This is a genomic window from Paenibacillus sp. Marseille-Q9583 (assembly GCF_976954365.1).
This window is the reverse complement of sequence record NZ_CDRJTB010000087.1, coordinates 1-26,088: the sequence shown is the minus strand read 5'-3', so window position 1 is coordinate 26,088 and position 26,088 is coordinate 1. Positions and strand designations below refer to the sequence as shown.

Genomic DNA, 26,088 nt, shown 5'->3' with positions numbered 1-26,088 from the left:
GTAAATTTACATTTTTGAGAATTACTATTCTTTTTAATGAATGATAGGGGGAGTGCGAATAATGTTATCATCCACAGAGCTAAGCAAGCTGAATGAAGCGAATTACAGGGAGGACCGATTAGAGGCACTTAATCATTTTTATGAGGATCTCTGTAATAAGAAAGTAGCAGATGGCTATATTTATTCTCTTAGTCGTTATGGGAAAATATTTGCTAATGGAGCGGGGGGACGCTTCAGTTACGAAGAAGATAGCGACCAAGAATTAAAAACGGATACAATTTTTCGAATCGCTTCTATTACCAAGCTGTTTACGGCAACAGCGATCTGGCAGCTGGCAGATGATGGCAAAATTTTTATGGGACAACCAGTTAGTTCTATTCTTCCGGAATTTGATGCCGATCCTTTTAAGCCGATTACAATTGCTCATTTACTGACTCATACCTCAGGCATCGCACCTGATCATGGCACTATAAGTGATACCTACTATAAAAGTGCATGGTGGTATATTTATGAATCAGAGCTTGGAAAAGAAAATTGGATTAAAGCTGGACTTTCCTATGGCATTCGTTTTCCGGTAGGGACTCAATGGATGTATTCCTCGTTCGGATACGTGGTTCTTGGTGCAATTATTGAGAAAATAACAGGTGTTTCTGCAGAAGATTACATAATGGACAACATTGTAAAACCGTTAGGCATGACAGATACTTTCTTTGATATTCCGCCTGAGAAAGCTGGTAGGATCGCTATTCGTTCGCAAGAGGCCAAGGAATATCTTCAGAAGCTGCAAAACGGGGAAATTACGGATGAAGAACAAAGGTCTGAGGAAGAAATCAAGACTCCCGGAACTGGTGGGGGAATGTATTCAACCGTTAATGATCTACAAAAGTTCGGAATCATGCTGCTTAACCATGGGGAATACGAAGGTGGTCATATCTTAAGCCGGATGGCTGTTCAGAGAATGACCAAGCGGTTCAATTCTGAAAAACTTCCAAACTACGCATGGGGAGATGGAGGAGCGGATAGACCATACGGTCTTGGGCCAGACCTTCGATATAATGAAAGTACATCTTATTCTGAAGGCACTTTTTTTCACGAAGGATGGGGATCTTGTTCTTTGGTCATTGACCCGGTAGAAAAGCTGGTTGCCGTTTGGTATATCCCTTTTCATAACCATATATGGGACGGTAGAGCTATTTTCGGCACAAACAATGTGATCTGGTCTGGACTCGAATAAGAACAAGGTTAGTTGTAGTGAGATATCAAAGATAGGCAGGATGTGACTTATGTTTGAGAAGATAAAGCACCGCTTTCGCGTGATGAGAGCGGTTGCTTTTGTTACTTATAAGGAATGGAGTGCGTACAGAACGCATTCGATGGTTTCTATTTTTGTAGGCCCGGTATATTTTTTAGTGCAGTATTATATATGGAGCGCTGTTTATAATGGGGAATCCTCAATTAACGGGATGTCGCTCTCTCAGATGCTCTCTTATTTTTGCGCCACGATGTTGATCAACTACTTGACCATGGATTTTGCCGATTGGAACTTGCAGATGCTCATTCGCACCGGGAAATTCATTACGTTCTCTTTAAGACCAATGAATCATATGTTCTATGCATTGTCACAGAAGGCAGGGCATAGGGTACTTGGGCTTCTATTTGAATTTATACCCTGCTTTATGATCTTCTTCTTTATTTTTCATATTGATGTTTTACCCGCAAATTTACTATACACAATGTTATCGATAGCTATGGCGTTTATGATGAATTTTTTCATCCACTATAGTATTGGAATGGTGGCCTTTTGGATGGTGCAATCCTCCAGTATTCGTAACTTTTTCAGTCTTTGTGAGGGGATATTCTCAGGATCACTGATTCCATTAGTCTTTTTTCCAAAATCCTTACAGATGGCTTCCTTTTTCTTACCGTTTCAATATACGACCTTTCTGCCTGCAATGGTCTATACAGGTAGCTATACTTTAGCTGATATAACCTTACCTATTCCCCAAGTTTTGTTGTTGCAGCTTGTAGCCGTTATAATTGCCGGAATAGTCTGCCGGGTGCTGTATGCGGTATCGCTTAAGCATTTTACGGGGGTGGGCGCATGAAACGTATGTATTTAATATACAAAACTTGTATGAAGGCGAATATTGCTTCTGCGATCACCTATCGCGTTAATTTTATTCTTAATAGCCTTATCATGCTCATAGGGAATGTGTTGTTTCCCCTAGTAACGGTGTTCATCTATAATTCGAATGCTTCATTTGAAGGATGGACCTTTAAAGAGGCACTATTAATTCAATCTGTTTTCATTTTGTCTACGGCTTGTGCTGGGATTTTTTTTAACGGAATTATGTGGAATACAATGTCTCATGTAGTAGAAGGGACTTTGGAAGTGGTATTAATTAAACCAACCTCGAGCCTTTTTCTGCTGTTGGCCAGATCTTTTGAGTTCGAAAGTATCGGGCTTTTAGGTGGAGGAGTAGTCATGTTTGTATACGCACTTAGTGGAATCGATGGGATGACCATCGGATCTTGGTTATTGTTCCTGTTGTTATTTGGCGCAGGGCTGCTTGTTATGTTCGGCGTGGCGCTTATTGTGGCAGCAATTTCCTTCAAATGGGTAGCGAATTCCCGCTTGCCGGAGATGTTTGAGAGCATTAAGTCTTTTGGGCGTTATCCAGGGACGATTTTCCCTAAAGCAGTCGTAGCCGTAAGTTCTTTTCTTTTTCCGGTTTCCATGATTGCTTACTTTCCAGCATCTACTCTGATTGGACGATGGGAAGCCTATTTTTTTATAGCGATTATCCCTTGTGTATTATTTGCTGCCTTCGGAATTTGGCTCTATACGTACATGCTTCGTAGTTACAAAAGTGCCGGAGGATGAATTTGTATGAAGGAGAATTACATTGGACATTATTACCGTCAAGAATTTAACTAAGCAATATGAAACGTATCACCGTGGACAAGATGCAAAAAGCGTATTTAAAAGTCTGTTTCACCGTGAAAAATCGATTATCACCTCTGTAGAAGATCTTTCGTTCAGTGTTGGAAAAGGAGAGATCATTGGCATTTTGGGTCCAAACGGCGCGGGGAAATCTACGACTATTAAAATGCTGACAGGTGTTCTCTATCCCACATCGGGAGAAATAAATGTTCTAGGATACAACCCTCATAAGCAAAAAAATCAATATGTAAAACAAATCGGAGTACTGTTCGGACAGAAATCGCAGTTAATATGGGACATTCCTCCTTTGGATAGCTTTTATATGAACAAGGAAATTTATGATATTCCTACGAATGACTTTCGTACAAGACTAGATCGATTTGTAAGTATGTTTGAGATTGGTGATATTATCACTAAGCCTACGCGCACCCTTTCACTGGGAGAACGAATGAAATGCGAGTTTATTATGGCAATGCTTCATTCTCCGCCAGTGGTTTTTTTGGATGAGCCGACGATCGGGCTGGATGTTATAGCTAAACAAAGAATCAGAGAATTCATTAAGCAAATGAATCAGGAAGGCACCACATTTATTCTGACGACACATGACTTGGAAGATGTAGAGCGTTTGGTTCAAAGAGTACTTATAATTCATCAAGGGAAAAAAGTATATGACGACAAGTTCTCTGAACTTCGACTGCATCTGGGCGCCAAAAAAGTAGTCAGGCTTTCAGCCGCCACAACGATTGGAGATATTGATCTGCCTGGAACTTTGATATCGGAAAGAATATCGGATTACGAAGTGGAATTAGAGATCGATACCGAGAAATGTAAAATGGGTGAGTTTCTGCATATCCTTAGCGAAAAGGTAGAGATCCTTGACATATCTATTAAGGAGATTCCCATTGAAAAAATCATCAGCTCCATTTATGAGATGGATACGGGAGAACATATTCAAGCTTGAGAACGGATCATCTGCAGATTTAGATCGAGCATGGACCATAACTTTTCAGTGATCTCTTTTGCAGAGCAAGGATTACTATGGGTAAACCACCATTCAATCACTCCGACAGTCGCCGAACTCAAAAATTGCACAGATATATCTTTACTCAGCTCATCCAGGTTAAAATTGTTTTCTAAAAATTGTACCTTAATCTGCTCATTTATCATTTCTTGTAATTGGTTTCTAAAGGAGAGCAGAGCTTTGTTTCTTAATAAAGTCTTATAAAAGAGAGCGTTCTCCTCCAATTGTTCCAGTGTGCGGAGCAATGACGCCTTCGAGGGATTAGGTTCGGTTTCATCCTCCACTGCGGAGCAGCTTTCGATTAGTTGCTGGAGCTGAGCCTCCAGGCATTTATCCATCAGATCGTATTTATCCGCATAATGGGAATAAATCGTTCCGCGGTTTACATCAGCGCGCTCTGCGATTTCGTTGATCGTTATTTTTTCAAAATCTTTTTCAGCCATCAGTTGAATTAATGCATTCATGATGGCTGTTTGGTTTTTTTTAATTCTTCTGTCCATGGTAAGACTCCCTTTTTATTAAACAATGTATTGTATTTTGTTGAAAAATCAACAAAACCGATCAAACTAACGATTGAACCCTACCGGAGATGTGATAATCTGATTTTATCGAACAGTTGATCAAAATTCAACAAATGTCTAAAAAGGGATAGAGGAGTTAATTATGAGAGTTCTAGTTTTTGGAGCGGGAGTATTAGGCAGCTATCTTTCACATGTTCTAGTGCGTGGGGGAAATGATGTCACCATGCTTGCCAGAGGAAAGCGAGCAGAGCAATTGGCGAAAGACGGACTTGTACTTCGCCATTATTTTCAATGTAAAAACACTATGGATTCTGTAAAAGTCATCTCAGAGCTTCAACCGGATGATCTCTATGATCTTATTTTTGTTGTAATGAAATATAATGATTTTCCAGCCGTGTTACCTATTCTAGCTAATAATCATAGTCAGAATATAATTCTTGTGGGGAACAATGGCGATGCACATGGAATGCAAAAAGATTTACAGGAAATGAGCAATGTGAGGAAAAATATACTCTTCGGATTTCAGCTGAGTGCAGGAATTCGTGAAACGAGCGGTCGTGTTATCAAAATACATGCAGGAGGGCAAATGGTACTTGGCAGTCTTGACGGTGAGATCCCAATAAAACACTTACTGGAAAAAGCGTTTGAGAACGCTAAATATAAGCTAACTTATCATGAGGATATGGATGCTTGGCTCAAAAGTCATATCGTGCCAATAGTGGCTTTGAACTCCCTTAGTTATCTTCATGACGGGGATTTGAAAAAGGTATCCAAAGATAAGAAGCTATTAAAACAAGCCATTTCAGTAATGGACGAGGGGTTTCAAATCATGGAGCAATTAGGTTATACTGTCACTCCGGCAGGGCAAGTTAACTTTGTTCGAAAGCACAAGCAGGCTGTATATTATGGTCTGACAATAATTCATAAATTACCGTTTATGAAATTAGTGGACGGTTCTTTCAGCGAATTAGCGGCTTTGTTTAATTCATTTGATATTTTGAAGCAACAAGCAAACATTGCAACGCCCAATTGGGATCAACTTAAAAAACAAGCGTTTTCGAAGTTTAATGCAAATGTATAACAATCTTGTTCAGGAGGTATACAATCGATGGCTATATATTTTATAAGGCATGGAATAGATGATGAAGGCTTTCGTGGGGGTTGGAGTCAACGTGGACTTGTAGTAGAGGGACATAGACAAGCCGAACGTCTTGGATATTATCTTAAGGAAAATCAATCTAGCTTTAACATAGCCCGTATTCTTTGTAGTGATTTGCAACGTGCGTTAGATACAGCAAATGAGATCGCCAGAGAGCTTAATTTGCCTGTTGAAAGCAGCCAGTATTGGAGAGAAACGAACAATGGTGTAATCGCTGGAATGCCCCATGAAATTGCAAATGAACGATACCCGGGTCTCTATTTCTCGGAATTAAGAATGGATGAGAGATTTCCAGGAGGAGAGAGCCCACAGGATTTTTTTACGCGAATCAATGCAAGTTTCTCAAAACTATGTAATGAACTGGAGAGTACTGATCCAAATGAAAATGTAATTGTGGTCACTCATGGTGGTGTAATCAATGTTATATACCATGTTTTAAAAGGGCTAACGTGGACGAATAAGAGTGCTCATTTCCCGACTTCATATACTAGTATTCATAAAATAGAGTATCAAGCAGATAAGTGGGCAGTTACAGCAGAAAATCTTACGGAACATATATCAAGTGATCAGGCTGCTGGTATGGCCAATTGATTGGGAGGTACAAATATGGGTTTATTGAATGCGCTGATTGAGCAAGCCAAGAACCCTAGACTGGAAAGAAATAAAGCGGCCGCACCGCCCTACAAAGGACGACACAGCCGCTTTAATTTCACCGTCTAATTAGCCGGATTGGTATTAAACGAACAACGAACGGGAGATGATTACGAGCAAGATAAAAAGTACCAAGATCGCTCCAGTCGAAGTGAAGGCTCCTCCATGAAATTCACCCATGTTAATTCCTCCTTACCATATGTCTTTGTTCTCAAGTGCTGCGGCGGGTGTCGCAGCTTTCTGAGATAATGACATCATATGCCAAAGTGGACTGGATGTACTGGTCTATGGCCTATTGCTCGTCAATATGGGCTTTTAAGATGCGAAGTCCTTTAGGAAGATGATTCTTAAGTTGGCCTGCACTTGCTTTGCCCCAACTTATCGGCAAACCATCTAAAGTTACTAGTGTCCATCCATGTAATTCCACCGGCACTGGTAAGCTTTCTCCCCGGAGCCAAGCATGTATTTCCAGCCCCCCACTACTGAGATCAAAACTACGTGTTACTTGTGTGTGCTGAATCGCCATCGCTAGGGCGTGAGCGGGTTCAATCCGATTTTTCTTCAAATGGGCAATATGTAGCCCGGCACGAGGAATACGCAAACCATCCAGCAGCCCAGTATGGAGTTTGCCATTAAAGGATTCAGGCAGTAAATAAAGGGATTCTCCGAACAGCAGTGGGACGCCTTGATATGAGAAACCAGGAAGCTCTAACGAAGCCCAGTCTTGGAATAACTGGTATGCATCGCGAACGGAAGAATTAATTTTTGGGTTGCTTTTGCTTCGACGCTTTTTGGTGCTGCGTTTGGCGTCATCGTTAACGTCGTTTTCGGTGACACTTTGCTTACGTAGGAGTGCAACAAAGTGGCCTTCGCCTTTTTCTAAATGTGGCCAAAGGCGCTTGTGGGTAAGTAACTCCATATCGGGGTAACGATCCGTCAATCGGGCAATGATCTCCTCATTCTCTTGACGGTTAAAGGTGCAAGTAGAGTAGGCTAGAGTCCCCCCAGGCTTAAGCATAAGGTAGGCGTCTTGCAGGATGTCCCATTGTCTCGCCGCACACATAACCACATGGTCAGGAGACCACTCTTGAACGGCATTTGGATCTTTTCGAAACATGCCTTCTCCTGAGCAAGGAGCATCCAGCATAATTCGGTCAAAAGCAAGTGGGAAGCGCGAAGACAGCTGCTCTGGAGTTGCACAGGTTACGAGGGTATTCTTTATACCTAAACGTTCTACGTTCTCTGCAAGAATTTTTGCACGCTCTGGATGGATTTCATTAGAAATTAAGAGGCCTTGTCCTTGCATTAAACCAGCGATATGCGTAGTTTTACCCCCTGGAGCTGCTGCAAGGTCGAGGACGGTTTCACCGGGTTTCGGTGCCAGCAGTTCAGCTGCGGACATTGCGGAAGGCTCCTGAATATAATATAGTCCAGCAGCATGGTAAGGGTGCCTGCCTGGTCGAGCGGGCTCTTCATAATAATAACCATCAGGGCACCATGGGATAGGTTTCAGGTCAAACTGTGAGACTGTGCGTTCTACTGCGACTTGACCTGAATCTGAGATGCTTTTCAATGGATTAAAGCGAAGTCCTTGCGTTCGTGGAGCTGAATAACTTTCTAGAAAAGCATTTGCCTCTTGCCCCAGCATTTCTTGTATATATGCGGTGTAAGAGGCAGGCAGCTGTTCTTCCTTCATAGATCATTCTCCTTTTTCTTAGTTGCTGTTTCATGTTTATACCGATAAAATCAAGGTATGGGGAACGTAATCGTACCTGAAATTCTACATATACACAACTATATCATAATTGCCAAGTCTTACTGTACGTAAGGCAATTGTAAAGGGGATGTACCATATGAATTTGCTGCAAGCGCTCTTCTTCCCACCGGAGCAACCCGGTGGTGTATCGTCCATGATCCCTTATCTTCAGGAAAGGTTCCGTTCAAGCCGCTGGGAGATGGATTTGTTTTGGTTACCTAAGCGGATTCGCAACAAGGGACATGAAGAAGTCATATTCGAGACCTTTGATTGGACCCAGTTTGGGGAAAGTCAGATCGTTCAGAAATATATTCAGACCTACCGTGATTATCTATGGTGGACTAAACTACGAATGAGCAAGACATATGATCTTATCCATTCCCATCATCCAATTGCTGGTTTAGCAATGAAAAAAGTATTTCCAAATACTCCGTTAATTCAAACCTTACATTCCAGTTATGAGCGAGAGCTGATTCTGAATGGAGCTATTTCTGAAGGTGGGCTGGAACATCAGTTTCTAGTTTCGCTATACCGCGAACTTGAGCATGTTAGTGATCGGTTAATGACTGTGTCGCAAGCTTTTGCAGAGTATGTGGCGCCTTATATTCTAGATCCTTCTAATATAGGAGTAATACCGAATGGTTTTGATGAGAAAAGGTTTAAGCCAGTCCCGCATGACAACGCTGTACCACAGCTAGTGACTGTGACACGTCTAGTTCCAGCCAAAGGAATTGATACTTTACTCAAGGCCTGTGCTGAGCTTAAAAATCGCGGCCATGAATATGTACTGCATATTATTGGAGATGGACCTTCCCGTGCGGATTTGGAAAACATGGCTAAGCAATTAGGAATTTATAATGAAACAATTTTTTATGGATATACGCTCCATCCGGAAGAATTCATGCCTTTCTTTGATATTTTCGTGCTGCCTTCTCGGGCGGAGGCCTTCGGATCGGTGTTTGCAGAAGCAGCGCTTAGCTGCTTGGCTTTAGTTGGGACGAATGTAGGCGGGATACCGGAGCAGATTGAAGATGGTGTGAATGGCCTGCTCGTCAGTCCTGATGATGAGATTGCTCTTGCTGACGCTTTAGAGAAGGTGATATCTGATCCGGCTTATCGTTATGAGCTTTCTCGTTCAGCTTGGGATAAAGCGAAAAGCTTGTACTCGCTAACTCGTGTCGCTAATGAACTTAAAAAGACATACTTACAGTATCCCTCAGGAACGAAGGGGTGAGCAGCTATGATTCCATTTCGATTTCTACATGCTGCTGACTTACATCTGGATAGCCGTTTTGCTGGGCTGGCGCATATTTCGCCAGCCATTCGTTCTTATTTACGTGAGTCAACCTTCGCCGCCCTTGGGCGGCTTGTCCGCGTTGCCATCCAAGAGAATGTTGATTTTATCGTCATCAGTGGAGATGTATACGATGTTTCTGACGCTTCCTTACAGGGTCAACTGCGATTTCAGGAAGCGCTCAAGGAACTGGATCAGCAAGGAATACACGTGTTTCTGATCCATGGAAATCATGATCCACTTGACGGATTGCGTCTGACTACAGAAATGCCCAGGCATGTAACCGTGTTTGGAGGAGAGAAGCCAGATCTCGCTACGGCTTACCGTCGCAAAGATGGTCAAGAAGTGGCTATTGTTAGTGGAATCTCCTATCCGACTGCGAAAGTTACGGACAACACTGCAGTGACCTTTTCTCGAAAGCCTGGCAGCTGTCTGTTTCATATTGCTATGCTGCATGGGAATGTAGACGGTGATTTACTGCACGAGACGTATTCTCCTTGCAGTCGTAGGGACCTTATCGAACGGGGTTTTGATTATTGGGCACTTGGACATATCCATAAACGTAGTGTATTGCATGAAAAACCGGCGATTATATATCCGGGCAATATACAGGGACGTAGCATTAAGGAAACCGGACCAAAAGGTTGTTATGTTGTGGATGTTGATGAGGCTGGAAGTGCTACGCCCCATTTTCATGAGCTTGATTATGTTCGCTGGCAGGTACGGGATCTGTCCATTGAGGGATTGAGTAATGAAGCAGAATGGATACAAAGGGTAGAGCAGGTGATTGACGATATCAGGGAGGAACTCCCGGAGCTGATGTCAGTGGTCAGATTTCGTCTGATCGGATGCGGGGACGTACATAAAGTATTAGCTGAAAAAGGAGCGGTAGAGGATCTGCTGTCTGAACTCCAACGCCGTGAGGCGGTACGTGCTGAGCGTAAAGATTATATGGGACTTGTCTGGGTGGAAGGATTCGCTGTAGAATCCGGGTTAGCTATTGACCGTGAACGGTTATTAGAGGAGGATAGCTTTCTTGGAGAAATGCTGCGAATTACAGAGCGTACGGAACATTCAGCAGAAGGGCTTGAAGAATTAATAAACAGTGCGCTTAAGCCGCTCATGGAGAATCAGGAGCTGCGACAGCTGCTCTCGGTTACAAGTCAAGAGGAGAAGCTAAGTTGGCTTCGTAGTGCAGCAGAACAGGGAATCACAATGCTCGGTGGAATGGAGGGTGCTCCAGAAGATGAGAATTGAACATTTGCAGATTCATGGCTTCGGACGTTTGCATAACCGAGAGATTAAACTGTCGGAAGGAGTTACCATACTCTATGGACGTAATGAAGCAGGAAAAAGCACGACGTTACAGTTTATTCGCTCCATGCTGTTTGGGATTCCAAGTCGTGGTAACCCTACGGAGAGGTATGAACCTATGCAAGGCGGATTACATGGGGGAATACTGAAGGCATGTGATGGTAATGGTGCCCTGTGGACCATTCGTCGACATACAGCTGGCGGTGAGGGCTCAGGAAGAAATGAGAAACTGAACATCACGGTTAACCATCCGAATGGAACAACGCAAGAGCTAGGGCAAGCTGAAATGGAGCGTCTTTTGCTTGGTGGTATCTCTCGGAGCATGTTCCATCAATTGTTCGCGGTCTCTCTCGATGAACTGCAGGAGCTTGCTGCGCTTCAATCAGAAGAGATGGGCAGCTTTCTCTTTCACGCGGGTATGGGCGGTGGTGGAACGATCATGCGGGCGGAACGCCGATTGGTACAGGAAGCTGAGAAGCTGTATAAACCTCGGGGCAAGCTGCAGGAAGCTGCTAAAATCGTTCAGGCTATTGAGAAACTAGAGCGTCAGATGGCGGAGAGCCGCTCTTATCTTCCACGTTATAACGGTAATATAGCAGCATTAAAGGTTACGGAATCTGAGCTAGATCAACTGGAACAACAACGTAAGCTTACTGGAGACAAGCTCGTGATGCTTCGCAAAGCTCAGGATGTTCGTGAATTGTGGTTAAAATGGAGCGATGCGCAGCTCGAGCTGCAGGACCTGCCAGTGATTACAACCTTTCCTGAAGATGGAGCGATTCGCTATCAGACACTTGAAGGTGAAATTCGGAATGCTCAGGGAGCAGTAACTCGTTATGAACGTCTGCAAAGTGAGCTTACGGCTGAGCTGACGCAGAATCCGCCGGATGCGTTGTTAACAGCGCAAGGGCCTGCCCTGGAGCGGCTGGATCGCCATCGGAGCAGCTATGAAAACCTGCGAGCGGAAAGACAGCGGCTAGAAGGTGAATGGACCGCGCTGAATGAGCATTTGCAGCGAATTCTGCGAGGCATTGATGTCAGCTGGAGCGCGGCAGAGCTGACTGCATTTTCGGGTGCAGCGGCGGATCGTGAAGCTGCACGGAGGTTTGCGGCGGCGTTTGCAAGTTATGATCGCCGCATGGAAGCGGAGGGCGCAGCGCGGCAGACGCTGCGTTCCCGCTTGGCCGCTGCCTCAGCTTCGCTGCAGGCAGCAGAACGGGCGCTGGCGCGTGAACACGCAACCGGCGCCGAATCTTTTGCGCAGCTGGCACCGCGCAGCGCCCGAGAAGTGCTGCAGCTGTGGGACGAGCTGCAGCAGGCGGCCGAGCGCTGGCGCGAAGCGCAGCTCAGCGAAGGGCCGCAGCGCGGCCCCGGCGCCGGAAGTGACGGCCCTAGCGCGCAGCGCATGGCCGCGCTCTACCGGCGCCTGCTGTGGGCTGGGGCAGCACTAACCGTGCTGCTGCCCACAGCGCTGTGGCTGACCGGTGCTCCGCCGGTCAGCGCATTGCTCGCGATCGGCCTGCTTGGCGCGGCCGATCTGGCCCTTTGGGCCGGCCTCAGCGGAGCGCGCCGGCCGGAAGCGTCCCCGCCAGGGCATGGCGGGGACGTGGGCGCAGCCGCAGCCGAGATGCTGCGGCTGCGGGGGCAGCTGCTCTCCGGGACGGAGCCGGATAGCGCCATGCCGGGGCGGCGATCGGCCGCCCCGGCATCCAGCCCTGACGCAGGCGGGCTGGAAGCCTCCATGAAGGAGCTTCGCAGGCTCATGGAGGCTTGGTCCGCTTGGCGGCAGCGCATTGAACGCTATGCCGCCGATCGGGATGCCTGCCGCACGGAGTTGGAGACGCTGGCAGGCCAAGAGAAGCTGCTCGCGGAAGAAATGAGCTTGGCGGAGACGGCTTTTACGCAAACTGCTGAGCAATATGAAGAATGGCTGCGTGAGCGCAGATTGCCCGAAGGGTTGTCTCCGGAAGGGCTACCGGATATCTTCGCTATGGTGGAGCAAGGGAACGAACTGCTGCGCCAAGAGAATAAGCTCTCTTTACGTCTGAAAGAGCTGGAAGATAAGTGTCACGTGTTCGAGGAGGAGCTGCTTGCGCTCATTTATGAATCAGGTACTGATCCTTTAGACGAGTCTGGCGTAGCGGCGGCAACTAGCTTTGATATGGATCCGCACGATGGACAGCGACGCTCTGCACTAACTTTACTAAGCTGGCTGGAACTTCGAAAAAGAGCTTGGGATGAACTGAAAAAGGACCTGGTTCGCCGGGAAGGTATTCAGTCACGGTTACAAGAGCTTCTGGAAGAGCTTAAGGAGAGCCATAGGGTATTAGGTGAGTTAAGAGAACAGCGTGAACACCTGTTGCACGAAGGCGGAGCAACAGGCGGGGAGGATTTCTTAAGGAGATCGGCTGCTGTTCAGCGGCGTAGTGAGCTGAATAAATCCATTCGCCAGTGGGAGCTAGCCATGTTTGGAGGCTGGGAGGACGAGCGAGTTAACGCCTTGCAGTTATTATTAGATCATCATGATGCTTCAGCACTCCAGAAGGAACGTACGGCAGCTGAAGAGCTAGCTGAACGGGAAGAAGAAATGTGGAACACCCTGCTGGAGCAACGAGGAAAGCTGCTTCAGGAAAGGGAGTATTTGAAAGAGCGTTGTATGGAGGACTCTGTTATTCAGCAATTGGAAGAGCAGAGAGCTGCTCTGCGAATCGTGGCTGATAAGTATGCGGTAGCAGCATTAACTGCTGAATTAATCGGAAGAACCCGCCGTATTTATGAGCAGGAGAAGCAACCGCAGGTACTTTTGCTTGCATCTGACTATTTCTCCAAGCTGACTGAAGGGGAATACAAAAGAGTAGTTATGACTCTAGGTCATAAAGAACTAAAAGCGGAACACAAAGATGCTGGCCTGCTGGACAGCGGTCTGCTCAGCCGTGGGACGGCAGAACAGTTGTACCTTTCCATCCGCTTGGCACTTGCAGAGACGATGTCTCGGCAAGTATCGTTACCACTGCTGTTCGATGATCTTTTCGTCAATTTTGACGAGGCTCGTCTTCATGCTGCGCTTTCATTGCTTGGTGAACTGTCGGTCTCCCGCCAGATTGTGATGATGACCTGTCACAAGCATGTGGCGGAAGCGGCAGCACGAATCATTCCAACAGCAGCAGTTATTTCCGTGTAACTGGTTTTATGGATACAAGGCTGTTCCCTTTTCCACTCGAACCCGATGAGGAATCGCTACGTGGTGGAGTAGACCATGGCGTACGTAGTAGCATGACAGCCCAGACCATCGACAAAGCTCCGAAGATCGGGTAGAACACGGAGAGTAGAGAGCTAAAGCCAAATTGGCTCAGTAAATAACAGACCAACATCAGAATCGGCGTAATCAATGCGGGTTTAACTGGAATTCGTTGTTTAAGCTGCATGGTGACGCCATAAATGTCGGCAACAAAAGTGCTAAAGATCTCCAAAAAGATCAGCAACAAATATATAGTTTGTACTACAGTACCCAACCGGATGGCGATGTTGCCCATAGGGATTTCAAATTGGAGAATATCAGGCATCTGGGAGCTCATCGCGAAATGTGCGGCGATCAACATAAAGCCAATTCCGGCACCACCAATAATACCGCCCCAGACAAGAGATTTTTCTTCATCCGTATGTCGAGCCATGGGAACTAATACGGCTTGAGCCATACCTAGATTAAAGGCGGTGTAGAGCAGCGGCGACATCCAAGCGCCAAAGATTGTCCGATCCGTTTCTAGGAATAAGAACCGCTGAGCTCCTGGAATTTGAAAGGTATTAAAAATAATGATGAGTGACAGCGTAAGCATTAATGGGACGATCAGACTGTTCATTTGCAGAATACCGGAAATTCCCCGTTTAAGCAGAAAATAAGAACCAACCAGCGTGAGTATTAGTCCTGTTTGATAATGAAATCCAAGATGCTCTTGAAAAATAGCGCCTGCGCCTGCAAGCATAATACTGTTGACACCGATTAAGATGACCATCGTGAACAAACTGATGGTGCTTCCGACTTGGTCACCGAAGAGGTGTCGATTAAAGTCTTCATAAGACTCTGCTTCTATGCGCCGAGCGATGACCATCATTTTCGTACCCAGCCATATAAACAGTATAGTAGAGAGCAGGATGGTCAGGACTGCCCAGTGTCCGTAACGAGTGAAGAATTTTAATATTTCTTGTCCGGTGGCGAATCCGGCTCCTACAATGGTGCCAATGTAAGTGAATGCGATCTGTAATGTTCGGACATGTGATTTCATGGCTCCCCTCCTAATAGTTTTAAGAACAAAAGAAAAATCATAATGCCTGCTATGCAGGATTGCCTTGTGCACTCTGTATAGTACAGGTTATGATGAGGATCAGTAGGACATGACTTCCGTGATTCATTTGTACGGAACGTCTGCGATTATAAAGGGTATTGGAGGTTCAAAGTCATGGAAGTGTTGAAACAGCGGATTTTGGAGGAAGGTGTCGTCGTTTCGGATGAAGTGCTGAAGCTGGATGCACTGTTGAATCATCAGGTAGATCCGCAGCTTACGATGGAAATGGGACGGGAGTTTGCCGGGAGGTTTGCGGACTGCGGAATTACACGTATTGTGACCGTAGAATCCTCGGGCATTGCCGTGGCATTTGCCACCGCATATGAGTTAAAGGTGCCGTTAGTTTTTGCACGTCGCAAAAAAACACTGTTAGCAGATCCGGACGCACTTTGTGAAAGAGTTCCTTCTTTTACGAAAGGCATTGTTACCGACATTATGTTGTCTCGCCAATTCATCTCTCCAGAGGATAAAATCCTCTTTATCGATGATATTATTGCTAATGGTGATGCAGCACGTGGATTGATTAAGATCATCGAGCGCTCTGGCGCTGAGCTGGTAGGTCTTGGCGTTGTAGTGGAAAAAAGCTTTCAGGCTGGAGCCCGGACGATCAAAGAACAAGGCATCCGACTGGAGTCACTCGTAAGAATTACTTCTCTTAGTGGAGGCACCATTGAATTTGGGGAATAACTCGTTTTTGAGATAAGAACAGGCCTATTTTTCAAACAACTGCTTTTCACCCTATAGATTTTCCTTTATAATAAAATCAGACATAGGGAGGAGGCGTCACAATGGGGAAAGAACCGGTGACTGAGCAATTTTTTATTGATAAATTAACCGAGGCCAAGGATCACTTCGAGCGTGCGCTGGATTGCAAACACACGGAATTCGACGATCTGTATCCCTATATGATTGAACATCCTCAGTTTTTTTGGTACAAACGCTATGTAGCTTGGTCAGAACTTCTGACAATCAAAGGTTTATGTGAGGAACTTTCCTTCCCTTGGAGGGAGAAATTCACAACAAACCAAGTGGAGTATCTGGAGCAACGTGTGATGTCCGCTAAAGTTCTTGATTTCTGGTTCGAGAAGAATGAAGCGCTGATATAAGAATGCTTTAGTAGACATGCAATTGGTCAATTACTTATACGAGACCCAGATGATTTTTCATTTGGGTCTTTTTTCTGGAAATATAAGAAAGTATATATTTTAAGCTATCCTTTATCCTTATATTTTTCGCAGAACGGATCTTTGCGAGCGATACGTAGTATCACTGCATCGGAACTATCCCCTAAAAGGGGGGCGTATCCGTTTCTGCTTAATGAAAATAGGATAAGCTATACAGAGGGAGGAATTCATGATGATTAGCGATGAACAATTGGATGCGTACCGAATTTCCGGCGAGAAAATTCGTGTGGTGCGGGACGGCATAGAAAGTAATGATGTAAAAGGGATTGTTTTGGCTTGGGATGATTCGCAGGTGATGATACGTCGTCAGAATAGACGAGTAGTAAAGCTAGATCGGAATTATTTATTCCAACCCTTCAGCGAACCAAGGAAAGAACCTGATAATATATAGTTTCCGCAGCAAAAACAGCTCCTTACCCAAATTGGGTGGGGAGCTGTTCTGCTTACATATATGCCTCTGACGGATTAAATACTTAAAGCTAGCTGGGAGTCGCTCTCTTCTCTGGAGAGTATGGAGAGCTCTGTGGACAGTCCGAGATACGCACGCATTCGCAGCATCATCTCTCTACGGAATCCTGGCCATAATATATTCATCTCACCTTGATATCCTCTACAGGAGTACAAGGCCTCGACTCCTCGTTGATCTTGGCGAACGGTTGTGATCTTCAGATCACGTGAGCTCAATTCACGCGTAACCTCTTGAAGCATTAGTGAGGTCTTCTTAGTGGCACCAGACAACAGCTCCATATAAAGCTGAGGGGTCTTAAATAGACCACTTTTGCTGATTACACGGCAGTCACGCTCGAAAACTTTATGAATAAACGTTAGCAGCAAATAGCTTCTGACAAGGGACAGTTCTTCTTTAGTAACATCTTCATCAACAATGGATGTCTTCAACTTCGTAGTCGCCATTATAAATCACCTCATTTATATTATGCGAACTTTTGTTCTCATTATACCTTATATTCGGAATTAAAAGCAATAATTATCCATAAAATAATGATCGATAAGAAAAACTGGAAAATATATTGACGCTTTAATCTCAGCATGGTATGATCTATCTTGTGACCGCAAGTTTGATATGTAGTCATTATGATGTGCGGTCGTGGCGGAATTGGCAGACGCGCACGGTTCAGGTCCGTGTGGTAGCAATACCGTGGAGGTTCGAGTCCTCTCGACCGCATCACTAGAAACTCCCTTGAGAAATCAAGGGAGTTTTCTTTACGTACATGTAAGGTTGAGTAACCAGTAACCATAGATAAGGGAATAACATTTTCATTGTGGATGGAGCCTAGGCTCATGAGAGTTTTGTATAATTCAATGAACTTACAGGTGTGTAAGTAGGTGTATATCTGAGGGAAAGTCAGGGAGCATTGGAGTTGGATTTATTAAAGGAGAATTCAAGATTATAGGGAATTTCTCCCTATAATTATTAGAATTCAGTTATTTTCAATGAGTATAGGGAATTACTCCCTATAAATTCGGATAAAACCCCAAAAACGATAAAATCCAATGAATTATAGGGAGGTTTTCCCTATATCCATCGATTTATGGACAAAAGCGTAAATTTAAAGGGAGGAATCCCCTATATCCGTGATTGAGACTGAGAAAAAGTAGAAAGTGAGGCATAAATGCACCAGAATTGCCCCCTGAAATTTCCCATAGTCGCCTCAGCCTACAAAATTACATTTATAAATAATACGAGGGTGACTAACACCTTAATTCCTGCAAATTTGCAGGAATTCTTACTTCAGAAGAAATCTTCGAGCCATCCGTGAGGATATACCTGTACATTCTCAGTTTTTGAACTTAATGAGGAAGATATCATGTACAAAAAGCTGATCATTTGCAGGCTTTCTCTAGTTCGGTGAAGGGTATGGGTTAATAAAGGTATATCATTTTGATTCTGAGATGTGAGCGGATGGCTCATGAAAGTTCTGATGATCATGGTTTGACTTAGCTTAATAAATATCGAATTAACCCTATTAGAGCGAAGGCGAACAAAACTGTCCCAGCACCAATGCCTGTAATTGCACTGTTTGCGACCTTAAGTTTTTTAGATATGAATAGTGATACGATAGAGATTGCAACCAGAAGTGCTGCTAAAAGGTATAAACTGAAGTCGTTAAACACACTTTTTAAGCCAATAAAATGAATCCCTACTATAAAGGCAATCCAAGGAGCAACATAATCATTATACTTACATTTCATCAATATAGAAGCTCCAGCACCAGCCAACAATAATTCAATATAGACAGAAATTAGATAATTATCAAAAGAGGTCTTGTCATTTAATACGGAGGGAGCATCCCAGTTCGTCACACTTAAATAGACACCAATCAAGCAGACGAGAAGGGATACACCAGAAGCTATGCCAATATATTTTCGCCAGCTGGATCTGGGATTTTCTTGTGCCCAACCAAACCAACTAAAACTAAACATACCGAATATAGAAGCATACATGGCGTAATCCCTCACATAATCCATACAGTACCCCCTATAAATATTAACAATATTCCAGGCAGAGTCTTATACTGTAGACTTCCGAAGCATCCAGAACGATAAGAGTGCATACAAGACCGTCAAGGGCATACTCCACAAGGCAAGTTCAAATGCGGTATGGCTAGCCAACCAATTAAATACATCTACCCACCACTGATAATATGTCATTAATAATCCAGCGACACTGTACAGAATAAACATAACTGCCGCGAAAATGAATAGGCCGCTTCTACCGAATCTACGGAAGATGCTGGATATAACAAATCCCCAATAAAACATATGCAACAAGATCATGAAATAGATCCACAGCTGCTCTAGCACAGTACCATCATTCAAGTATGGTAGGTGAAAATAATGTAGCTGCACACCCCATCCAGGTGTTAATTTGGTTTCTACAATAGATAGCAGGAACAGAAGAAGTGAGAAGCCGGCACTTGTTATAACGGCCATCAAGGATGTGCCGAAGAAATAATCTGTCCTCCGTAGGCTTAAGCCCAAGGCAAAGGGGAAAGTCTGTACTAATATAATGATACCTATGACAAACATATAAATGAAGATAGAGACTAGGCCACCGGTATACATTGGTTCTTGCAAGAAAAAAGCTATGACGAGATTAACCAAAAAGCTGGACAATAATATAATCCAAGGCATAAACAACCAAAACCATTTATCCTTGTAGTGCATTTTTAATATCCCTGTCATTTGGTTCATTGCACTGCAACTCCCTTCCCTTTGGATTTTCTGTTTGTAAGATGAACAATTAACTGTTGTAAAGATATCGGGGAGATCTCCAGACCAAGCATCTCAGCACGTGATAGATCTGTTGAGTTTAAGCCAATAACAGTGGCAGAAAGTAATCCGCCAAAGGATTCACGAGAGATGATCTCTTTACCGGTGATTAAATCTTCGACCTTTGCAGCCGCACCGATAACTTTAGCAGCCCGCCCGCGAAGAGCTTCAGCATCCTCATTGATAATCAGCTTACCGTTGTCGATAACAATGACATGCTCTAATAGCTGGCTTACCTCGTCAATTAAATGTGTAGACAAGACAACTGTTCGCGGATATTCTGAATAATCCTCAATTAGCCGATCGTAAAACAGGCTTCTTGCCACAGCATCGAGACCTAAATAAGGTTCGTCAAAAATAGTCAGCGGAGCGCGGCTAGCCAGGCCTACTACAATGCCCACCGCTGAGAGCATACCTCTAGACAGCTTCTTTATTCTTCTTTTTAAGGGGAGATTAAAGTCCTTGATTAAGGAGTGGGCGTAGTCCTGATCAAAGTTAGGGAAGAATAACTCGGATACCTCTAGAACATCGATGATGCGGTACGTATCCGGATACTTTTGGCTTTCCTTAATGAAGCAAATCTGATTGAGTACGCGGTTATTCTCGTAGGGATGTTCCCCGAACACCTTCAAATCACCACTTGTAGCAAATAACTGTGCTGTAATCATGTGCATGATTGTTGTTTTGCCCGCACCATTTCTGCCAAGCAGACCATAGATTTTGTTCTTTTCTAAAGAAAAACTAATATCTTGGATGACGGTTACCTTTCCATACGACTTGGTCAGTCCCTTGATCTCAACGACTTCATTCATGACCGATTATCTCCCCTCTGAATCATCTTCGTTAATTGATCCAACGTAATTCCTAATTTCTCTGCTTCACGGATCATAGTTACAACATATTGCTCATAAAATTGTTCTTTTCTCTTTTCCATCAATACTGTGCGCGCTCCAGAAGCTACAAACATGCCGATACCTCGCTTTTTGTATAAAATTCCTTGGTCGACAAGCAAATTCACACCTTTCGCAGCCGTCGCCGGATTGATCTGGTAAAAAACAGCAAATTGATTTGTAGAAGGAACCTGTGATTCCTCCAGGAGTGTTTCTTCGATGATGTCATTTTCTATGCGTTCGGCGATCTGCATAAATATTGGTCGAGTATCATCCATTAAGCTTCCCATGTATTCACCGCCATGTTCATTGGTTAGTTAGTTATGTAATTAACCATATATGCAACGAACTTATTTGTCAATCATTTCTATGTGGATTTTTTGATCCTTTGAGCCCAAATCCAGCGAATTGACGTATCAGCATAAATAAAAAGGCAGTTCGGTCAAACCGAACTGCCTTTTATTTTAGTTGGATGTCTGCTATGATTTTGTCCTATTAGAAAACAAGAGAAGGGTGAAACTATGAATGAATATGGTCCGGATTTATTTAAAGGTACGGCAGTGTACTATTCAAAATATCGACCGCAGTATCCTTCATCCCTTATTCGGTTCTTAATTCAGAAGTTTTCGCTTAACGGAGAAGGCCGTCTGCTTGATTTAGGGTGTGGTACGGGTCAGCTGGGACTAAGATTTAGTGATTGGTTTGAAGAAATGATAGGTGTAGATACGGAAAGTGGAATGTTGGAAGAGGCTAATCGTCTATCAAAAATCCATAGGATTGATAACGTTAGTTGGACGCTTGGTAGAGCAGAAGAGTTGCAGAATGTCTGGGGTTCCTTCCGTCTTACCATCCTAGCCAAAGCGTTTCACTGGATGGATAGATCGTCTATTCTTGAAATCCTATACCACAGTTCGGACAATAATGGCGGTCTAGCAATTATTGATACTTTTAATTTAGGGCATGAGCCATTATCTTGGCAGCTTAAGGTAAACGAAGTAGTGAAACGCTGGTTAGGTAACGAAAGAATCGCAGGAGATAGCATCTATACTCATCCTAAAGAAAGACATGAGGATATTGTTGCACAATCTAGCTTTAAGGATGTGGAAAGATTGATTTTACCGAGTTATTCAGTGACATGGACGGTGGATTCTATTCTTGGAAATTTGTATTCCACATCCTATGCTTCAAAGCGCTTATTTGGAGATCACTTGGAACGATTCGAAGCGGATTTGAAATCTTCTTTATTAGAAATTGAACCTACGGGTAAATTTACTGAAGTGTTATCAGTTTCTGTTATCACAGCATTAAAGAAGGAAGCAAAATCACAATAAGAATCTTGCATTGATCTCACCAGAGCCCGCTGTGTTAGGGAGAAGTTTCAAAGAGAATGTGTTCTTTTTTAGTATGGATTTCACTTGCTTAGGAGTTAGTAAGGGATTTCTCTGCAGCAATTGAGCAATGACACCAGAGACAATAGGTGTTGAGACACTGGTACCGGACAGCACAAAGTAATTTTTAGCGATTCGCAAGTAAGGTAGCTCGCGATCTAGCTTGGAATGAGGCGCACGAAGAGAGATAATGGTTTCGCCAGGAGCTACGAGGTCTGGTTTCTTTCGCCCTCCCGGTGCAGGTCCGCGGCTTGAATACGAGGTAATCCGGTCGTCCTTCTGTGTGAGCGTGCGACGGTCATCCACTGCACCTACAGTAATTGCAGAAGGACTAATACCAGGAGATTCTATCGTCCTGCGTCCAGGGCCGCTATTTCCAGCTGCTATCACAACAGTGAGTCCAGCCTTTATTGCTTTTTCTACGGCTTGGCATAGCGGGTCGTCAGAACAAGGTGAATTTACCGTACCCCCTAATGACATCGAAAGGATACGTAGTTTTAGTCGCTTTCGATTCGCAATACACCACTCAATTCCTTTAATAATCGTGGAGTCATATCCGTCACCATTTTTATCAAGTACTTTAACACCAACGATCCCTGCCTTTGGAGCAGGGCTTTTGTATTTCCCTTTACTCATCCATCCGTTGCCTGCCGCGTCCCCTGCGATATGAGTCCCATGGCCGTTATCGTCGTAGGGAAGTTTTCTGTGATTGATAAAATCTTTAAAAGCTACGATACGGTTACAGGGCTGAATCAGATCAGGGTGCCTATACACTCCTGTGTCAAGAATGGCAATATTGATTCCTTTTCCGGTAAGTCCCTGTTTCTTTTGGACGGATGTTGAACCGATGGATGGTGTCGCTATATAAAGTGATGTTTTTTTAATTCCGTCAACATAGATTTTATCGATTCCATGCCAACTGCACATCTGTTTCAGACAGTTCATCGAAACTCGTGATGATACAGAATTTAGTATGGGGAGATGATGTATGATAGGAAAGTCGTGTGATTCTAAATGTTTTTTTAATGACTTCAGCTGTGCTGGGGTCATTTTTTGTTTGAATTTGATAATGATAGGAATTTTAGCGGATGTACCGCGACGGACTTGGGAGTGTTGAATTCTTTTTCTTAGCGCGCTATGGATTCTTGAACTATATTGCTCTAGCCATAATTGTCGGCTCATTTATTAATGGATCACCTCACAAGTGCATTATATGCATCACCGATCCAGTGGGTACGAATCTATGAATCTAGGAATAAAGTACATTTCTAGAATCGTAGGTAATAATTAGGTCAGGAAGCGCCAATCTCGCATCTACTATCGTATCCTAAAAAGAAAGTGGTGAAGTAAATGGCAATGATTAAGAAGCCAGTCAATAAGCAAGCCGTTATGGCGGCCAAAGCCCTCGCAGCTAAAAGAGTGAAGGCAGCTGCAACACGAAAGAAACGGAGAATCAGACAGACATTGGACAGATTTGTGGTTCTCGCTACAAGTTTAGGTACGAATAGCACACCTAAAGATTCTTCGGGCTGGACCGCTACATTAAAAAATGGTACCACAACTGTGAACGCTGATTTCGATGATTTCGGTGTGGCCAGATTTCCTACGATTAGCACATTAACATCAGTACCTTACCTGCTGACAATAAGAGACGAGAATGGAGTAGTTTTGAAGAGTTTTAACGTCCCAGCTGACCGTGAATTTTTTGTCGCTAGATTTTAGTTTGGACAAGTCAGCTTTATTTCAGTAATAAACAGCACGTGTCGATCCTATATCGCCACGTGCTGTTTAATTTGTCTTATTTTAGATCACGCAGATTTTAACCATACTTGAATCTCATAAACCCACTGAAACATTCCGGTGAAAATGACTGACTGGATGACGAATGGAATCTCCGTATTATATTTGGCTTTAGCATGTGCAGCGATATTCTGCATCGTTTCCATTCTCTGCTCCTCCGAGCAATAACCATAGAGATAAATTCCTTTAGGTAATAATGAAATACAGTCGGCCTGTTCAGGGTACTTCTCACAAACTACAAAAAAGACAGATGGATTCTCACTTGGCTCTAAAGTAGTCATAATATTTGCACGAAGATCAAAAGCGAATGCATCTCTTGGCTCATCTTCAAGCTGTTGATTTAGCGCATTCTGCAGTTGATGGAAACTTTCGAGGCTGGGTTTCTGTAGGGAGTGGATTTTTACGATCGCTCTTTCTCCCAAAGCCTTAGTTAAAAAATGGGTGGGGGATAGAGGGACATCGGATACATAAGCTTGATTTTCATATTGTTTTCGTAAAGCTCTAAGCTGTGATTTTGTCTTATTCAGCTGTTTGATTTCCTGTTCAATTTCCTCGTCCTTTGTTTTAAGAAAATTAATAATATAATCGAGATTATCATTCGTAAAAACATCTTTAATCTTATGAAGTGGCATATTCTTTTTTTTGCAGAAGTTGATGACATCAAGATAAATAAGCTCTTTATCTGAATAATAGCGATAACCGGAGGAGGGATCTACTTTAGCAGGCTTCAGTAAGTGAATTCGGTCATAATGCCGCAAGGTTTCGATAGTTGTGTCTGCTAGTTTTGCTGTTTCACCAATAGAATAATAGTTGTTCATTGCATCGTTCTCCCGTTGACTCTTGTGTTACACAAGAGATTATAGTGTTCATTGTACTGATTTTTATCTAAAATTTCAAAACAGTGAATGGAGAATGACAAGATGAAGACAACAGAACTCAATGTATTAAAAGATCCAATTTCCAAACTATTTCGCGGTTATGCAATCCCCGGGATCGTAGCTTCACTTTCTATGTGTCTGTACGGAATTATTAACGGAGTCATTTTGGGGCGTTTTGTAGGACCTAATGCGCTAGCTGCAGTGAATATGGCTTCACCGATTTTTAATATTATTTCCTGTATAGGAATCTTAATTGCCATTGGAGGAAATACATTAACCGCTATTAGTCTGGGAGAGCAGAACAAGGGGAAAGCCAACCACTACTTCAATAATGCTTTTTACACACTGCTCATGATAGCCGTAGTTATTTTCATAATAGTAGTTTTTTTTCCTCATATACTGGCTAGAATAGTTGGAGCAAATTCAGTGCTTTTTCCTATGGTTGTTGATTACATACAGACTTTTGGTGTATTTGTCGTGCCTGTAATTTTTAATATTTTACTTGGTATTTCATTGCAATCTATGGGGAAACCTCAGCTTTATATGGTTGGTAATTTACTGAGTGTATTTTTGAATATCATCTTGGATTTGATTTTTATCTGCGTTTTCGATATGGGGATTACCGGTGCTGCTTTGGCATCTGGGATCAGTGCAACGATTGTTTTTATATTATTTTTCTCGAATTTTATCTCAAAGGATAGCATTTTAAGAGTGGGTAGATGGAAAATGGATTTTAAAGCAATCGGAAGGATGATCTATAACGGTTCCTCGGAAGCGATTACGCAATTCAGTGCGGGTTTTTCTTCTATGATCTTCAATTGGATTTTGATCTCTAAATTTGGTGAAATAGGGGTATCTTCATTTGCGGTAGTTCAGTATATCTCACTTGTAGTTAATGCAGTTATCATGGGCATGTCGAGAGGGTTAGGAGCCATTAGCAGCGTGAATTACGGAGCGAAGGAATATAGCCGTATAAATGAATTGATTACAATGGCGATTAAAATAGTCACATTAGTTGGTGTGGTTTGTACAGCGATATTGATTATTTTTAAATCTCCCTTAATTTCTCTTTTTGTAAAAGACAATCTACAGGTCATGACTACATCAAGTGAGATCATCAGATTTTATAGCTTTAATTTTATCTTTGTAGGGGCCAATATTATAATTAACACTTTGTACACAGCCATTAACAATCCTAGAACATCCGCGCTTTTGGCGATTTTACGGTATGTCTTGTTGATGGGGAATTTCTTTATCCTTCCTTTAATGTTAGGTAACATCGGCCTTTGGCTTTCCTTTGTAGTGGCAGAGATAATCTGTGTCGTGGTAAGCTATGTTTGTTTGAGGAAGACAATGCAAAAGTGGAGTATCAACTAGTCAACAGCAGAATAATAGAGGAGTTTTGAAGTGAAAAAGTGGTACAAACTTGATAACGCAGCAAAACTATTTCCATCCGTTACAAACACAAAAAACACTTCCGTTTATCGGATCTCAGCTGTTCTGACAAATCCTGTAGATGTGGATGCGTTACAGCAAGCCGCCGATACTGTATTCGACAGATTTCCGATGTTCACTGTGAAGCTTCGCAGGGGTGTGTTTTGGAATTATTTAGAGTCTAGCACGGATAAAATTGTGATCGCTGAGGATCAGCAGTATC

The 26,088-nt window shown here is 43.4% G+C and carries 26 protein-coding genes, 1 tRNA gene and 1 pseudogene; 17 read left to right on the top strand and 11 right to left on the bottom strand.

All coding sequences use genetic code 11. From position 1 onward, the window contains the following. Positions 1–61 precede the first annotated feature (61 nt). From ACWNM1_RS27255 to ACWNM1_RS27240, 4 genes are read left to right on the top strand one after another with little or no spacing between them, the layout of a single operon-like run. On the top strand, positions 62–1,234 hold the full coding sequence (locus ACWNM1_RS27255) for a serine hydrolase domain-containing protein (protein ID WP_449603421.1): 1,173 nt from the start codon (positions 62–64) through the stop codon (positions 1,232–1,234). Between the two features lie 49 nt (positions 1,235–1,283). Continuing rightward, the gene (locus ACWNM1_RS27250; protein WP_449603420.1) at positions 1,284–2,105 is read left to right on the top strand and encodes an ABC transporter permease; all 822 of its coding nucleotides are present in this window, start codon (positions 1,284–1,286) and stop codon (positions 2,103–2,105) included. Further along, the gene (locus ACWNM1_RS27245; protein ID WP_341053704.1) at positions 2,102–2,884 is read left to right on the top strand and encodes an ABC transporter permease; all 783 of its coding nucleotides are present in this window, start codon (positions 2,102–2,104) and stop codon (positions 2,882–2,884) included. The genes ACWNM1_RS27250 and ACWNM1_RS27245 overlap by 4 nt, the downstream gene beginning before the upstream one ends. Positions 2,885–2,906: 22 nt before the next feature. Beyond that, positions 2,907–3,905 (top strand): ABC transporter ATP-binding protein, encoded by a 999-nt coding sequence (locus ACWNM1_RS27240; protein WP_449603419.1) that lies wholly within the window; start codon positions 2,907–2,909, stop codon positions 3,903–3,905. On the opposite strand, the gene ACWNM1_RS27235 is transcribed toward ACWNM1_RS27240, so the two are convergent. Beyond that, on the bottom strand, positions 3,896–4,465 hold the full coding sequence (locus tag ACWNM1_RS27235) for a TetR/AcrR family transcriptional regulator (RefSeq protein WP_036689376.1): 570 nt from the start codon (positions 4,463–4,465) through the stop codon (positions 3,896–3,898). The genes ACWNM1_RS27240 and ACWNM1_RS27235 overlap by 10 nt on opposite strands. Positions 4,466–4,628: 163 nt before the next feature. On the opposite strand from ACWNM1_RS27235, the gene ACWNM1_RS27230 reads away from it, so the two are divergent. Together ACWNM1_RS27230 and ACWNM1_RS27225 are read left to right on the top strand one after the other, a co-directional pair. After that, positions 4,629–5,567, top strand: coding sequence for a ketopantoate reductase family protein (locus tag ACWNM1_RS27230; protein ID WP_449603418.1), 939 nt, complete (start codon positions 4,629–4,631; stop codon positions 5,565–5,567). A 27-nt stretch (positions 5,568–5,594) separates the two neighbouring features. Continuing rightward, a complete protein-coding gene (locus tag ACWNM1_RS27225; RefSeq protein WP_449603417.1) occupies positions 5,595–6,236 on the top strand; it encodes a histidine phosphatase family protein in 642 nt (213 codons plus the stop codon). A 144-nt stretch (positions 6,237–6,380) separates the two neighbouring features. On the opposite strand, the gene ACWNM1_RS27220 is transcribed toward ACWNM1_RS27225, so the two are convergent. Beyond that, positions 6,381–6,476 carry a sporulation protein YjcZ gene (locus tag ACWNM1_RS27220; protein ID WP_197069771.1) on the bottom strand — a complete coding sequence of 32 codons (96 nt, stop codon included), beginning with the start codon at positions 6,474–6,476 and terminating at the stop codon, positions 6,381–6,383. 112 nt (positions 6,477–6,588) lie between these two features. Continuing rightward, positions 6,589–7,992: an RsmB/NOP family class I SAM-dependent RNA methyltransferase gene (locus ACWNM1_RS27215; RefSeq protein WP_449603416.1), complete on the bottom strand. Its 1,404-nt coding sequence runs from the start codon at positions 7,990–7,992 to the stop codon at positions 6,589–6,591. 157 nt (positions 7,993–8,149) lie between these two features. Between ACWNM1_RS27215 and ACWNM1_RS27210 the strand changes: the two genes are divergently transcribed. From ACWNM1_RS27210 to ACWNM1_RS27200, 3 genes are read left to right on the top strand one after another with little or no spacing between them, the layout of a single operon-like run. Then, complete coding sequence (locus tag ACWNM1_RS27210; protein ID WP_042186889.1) at positions 8,150–9,286, top strand: glycosyltransferase family 4 protein; 1,137 nt, start codon at positions 8,150–8,152, stop codon at positions 9,284–9,286. A 6-nt stretch (positions 9,287–9,292) separates the two neighbouring features. After that, on the top strand, positions 9,293–10,603 hold the full coding sequence (locus ACWNM1_RS27205) for a metallophosphoesterase family protein (RefSeq protein WP_449603415.1): 1,311 nt from the start codon (positions 9,293–9,295) through the stop codon (positions 10,601–10,603). Further along, entirely contained in the window at positions 10,593–13,841 is a 3,249-nt protein-coding gene (locus tag ACWNM1_RS27200) for an AAA family ATPase (protein WP_449603414.1), read from the top strand. Before ACWNM1_RS27205 ends, ACWNM1_RS27200 begins: the two co-directional genes overlap by 11 nt. On the opposite strand, the gene ACWNM1_RS27195 is transcribed toward ACWNM1_RS27200, so the two are convergent. Then, positions 13,828–14,940, bottom strand: a complete 1,113-nt coding sequence (locus tag ACWNM1_RS27195) for a YkvI family membrane protein (RefSeq protein WP_042186895.1) — start codon at positions 14,938–14,940, stop codon at positions 13,828–13,830. The genes ACWNM1_RS27200 and ACWNM1_RS27195 overlap by 14 nt on opposite strands. Positions 14,941–15,114: 174 nt before the next feature. On the opposite strand from ACWNM1_RS27195, the gene ACWNM1_RS27190 reads away from it, so the two are divergent. The 3 genes from ACWNM1_RS27190 (at position 15,115) to ACWNM1_RS27180 (ending at position 16,575) form a co-directional block, all read left to right on the top strand. Continuing rightward, positions 15,115–15,687: a xanthine phosphoribosyltransferase gene (locus ACWNM1_RS27190; protein ID WP_076283133.1), complete on the top strand. Its 573-nt coding sequence runs from the start codon at positions 15,115–15,117 to the stop codon at positions 15,685–15,687. A 101-nt stretch (positions 15,688–15,788) separates the two neighbouring features. Then, positions 15,789–16,106 (top strand): hypothetical protein, encoded by a 318-nt coding sequence (locus ACWNM1_RS27185; protein WP_036689410.1) that lies wholly within the window; start codon positions 15,789–15,791, stop codon positions 16,104–16,106. Positions 16,107–16,356: 250 nt separating this feature from the next. After that, complete coding sequence (locus ACWNM1_RS27180) at positions 16,357–16,575, top strand: hypothetical protein (RefSeq protein WP_042186900.1); 219 nt, start codon at positions 16,357–16,359, stop codon at positions 16,573–16,575. A gap of 74 nt (positions 16,576–16,649) precedes the next feature. On the opposite strand, the gene ACWNM1_RS27175 is transcribed toward ACWNM1_RS27180, so the two are convergent. Continuing rightward, on the bottom strand, positions 16,650–17,096 hold the full coding sequence (locus tag ACWNM1_RS27175) for a hypothetical protein (RefSeq protein ID WP_449603413.1): 447 nt from the start codon (positions 17,094–17,096) through the stop codon (positions 16,650–16,652). 187 nt (positions 17,097–17,283) lie between these two features. On the opposite strand from ACWNM1_RS27175, the gene ACWNM1_RS27170 reads away from it, so the two are divergent. Next, positions 17,284–17,367 (top strand) — tRNA-Leu (locus ACWNM1_RS27170). Between the two features lie 773 nt (positions 17,368–18,140). Here the strand turns inward: ACWNM1_RS27170 and ACWNM1_RS27165 are convergent. From ACWNM1_RS27165 to ACWNM1_RS27150, 4 genes are read right to left on the bottom strand one after another with little or no spacing between them, the layout of a single operon-like run. Continuing rightward, entirely contained in the window at positions 18,141–18,671 is a 531-nt protein-coding gene (locus ACWNM1_RS27165; protein WP_449603412.1) for a hypothetical protein, read from the bottom strand. Between the two features lie 42 nt (positions 18,672–18,713). After that, on the bottom strand, positions 18,714–19,397 hold the full coding sequence (locus ACWNM1_RS27160; RefSeq protein ID WP_449603411.1) for a hypothetical protein: 684 nt from the start codon (positions 19,395–19,397) through the stop codon (positions 18,714–18,716). Beyond that, positions 19,394–20,287 carry an ABC transporter ATP-binding protein gene (locus ACWNM1_RS27155; protein ID WP_449603410.1) on the bottom strand — a complete coding sequence of 298 codons (894 nt, stop codon included), beginning with the start codon at positions 20,285–20,287 and terminating at the stop codon, positions 19,394–19,396. The genes ACWNM1_RS27160 and ACWNM1_RS27155 overlap by 4 nt, the downstream gene beginning before the upstream one ends. Next, positions 20,284–20,655, bottom strand: a complete 372-nt coding sequence (locus tag ACWNM1_RS27150; RefSeq protein ID WP_042186911.1) for a GntR family transcriptional regulator — start codon at positions 20,653–20,655, stop codon at positions 20,284–20,286. The genes ACWNM1_RS27155 and ACWNM1_RS27150 overlap by 4 nt, the downstream gene beginning before the upstream one ends. Positions 20,656–20,886: 231 nt before the next feature. Here ACWNM1_RS27150 and ACWNM1_RS27145 point away from each other — a divergent pair, with 231 nt between their 5' ends. Next, positions 20,887–21,696 (top strand): methyltransferase domain-containing protein, encoded by an 810-nt coding sequence (locus ACWNM1_RS27145; RefSeq protein WP_449603409.1) that lies wholly within the window; start codon positions 20,887–20,889, stop codon positions 21,694–21,696. Here ACWNM1_RS27145 and ACWNM1_RS27140 read toward each other — a convergent pair. After that, positions 21,688–22,698, bottom strand: coding sequence for a S8 family peptidase (locus tag ACWNM1_RS27140; RefSeq protein ID WP_449603408.1), 1,011 nt, complete (start codon positions 22,696–22,698; stop codon positions 21,688–21,690). The genes ACWNM1_RS27145 and ACWNM1_RS27140 overlap by 9 nt on opposite strands. A gap of 405 nt (positions 22,699–23,103) precedes the next feature. On the opposite strand from ACWNM1_RS27140, the gene ACWNM1_RS27135 reads away from it, so the two are divergent. Beyond that, on the top strand, positions 23,104–23,475 hold the full coding sequence (locus ACWNM1_RS27135; protein ID WP_076283128.1) for a hypothetical protein: 372 nt from the start codon (positions 23,104–23,106) through the stop codon (positions 23,473–23,475). Positions 23,476–23,561: 86 nt separating this feature from the next. On the opposite strand, the gene ACWNM1_RS27130 is transcribed toward ACWNM1_RS27135, so the two are convergent. Further along, positions 23,562–24,371, bottom strand: coding sequence for a MerR family transcriptional regulator (locus tag ACWNM1_RS27130; protein ID WP_449603407.1), 810 nt, complete (start codon positions 24,369–24,371; stop codon positions 23,562–23,564). A 102-nt stretch (positions 24,372–24,473) separates the two neighbouring features. Between ACWNM1_RS27130 and ACWNM1_RS27125 the strand changes: the two genes are divergently transcribed. Together ACWNM1_RS27125 and ACWNM1_RS27120 are read left to right on the top strand one after the other, a co-directional pair. Then, entirely contained in the window at positions 24,474–25,808 is a 1,335-nt protein-coding gene (locus ACWNM1_RS27125; RefSeq protein WP_449603406.1) for an MATE family efflux transporter, read from the top strand. Between the two features lie 30 nt (positions 25,809–25,838). Further along, positions 25,839–26,088: pseudogene (locus ACWNM1_RS27120) on the top strand (alcohol acetyltransferase); the annotation flags it as partial.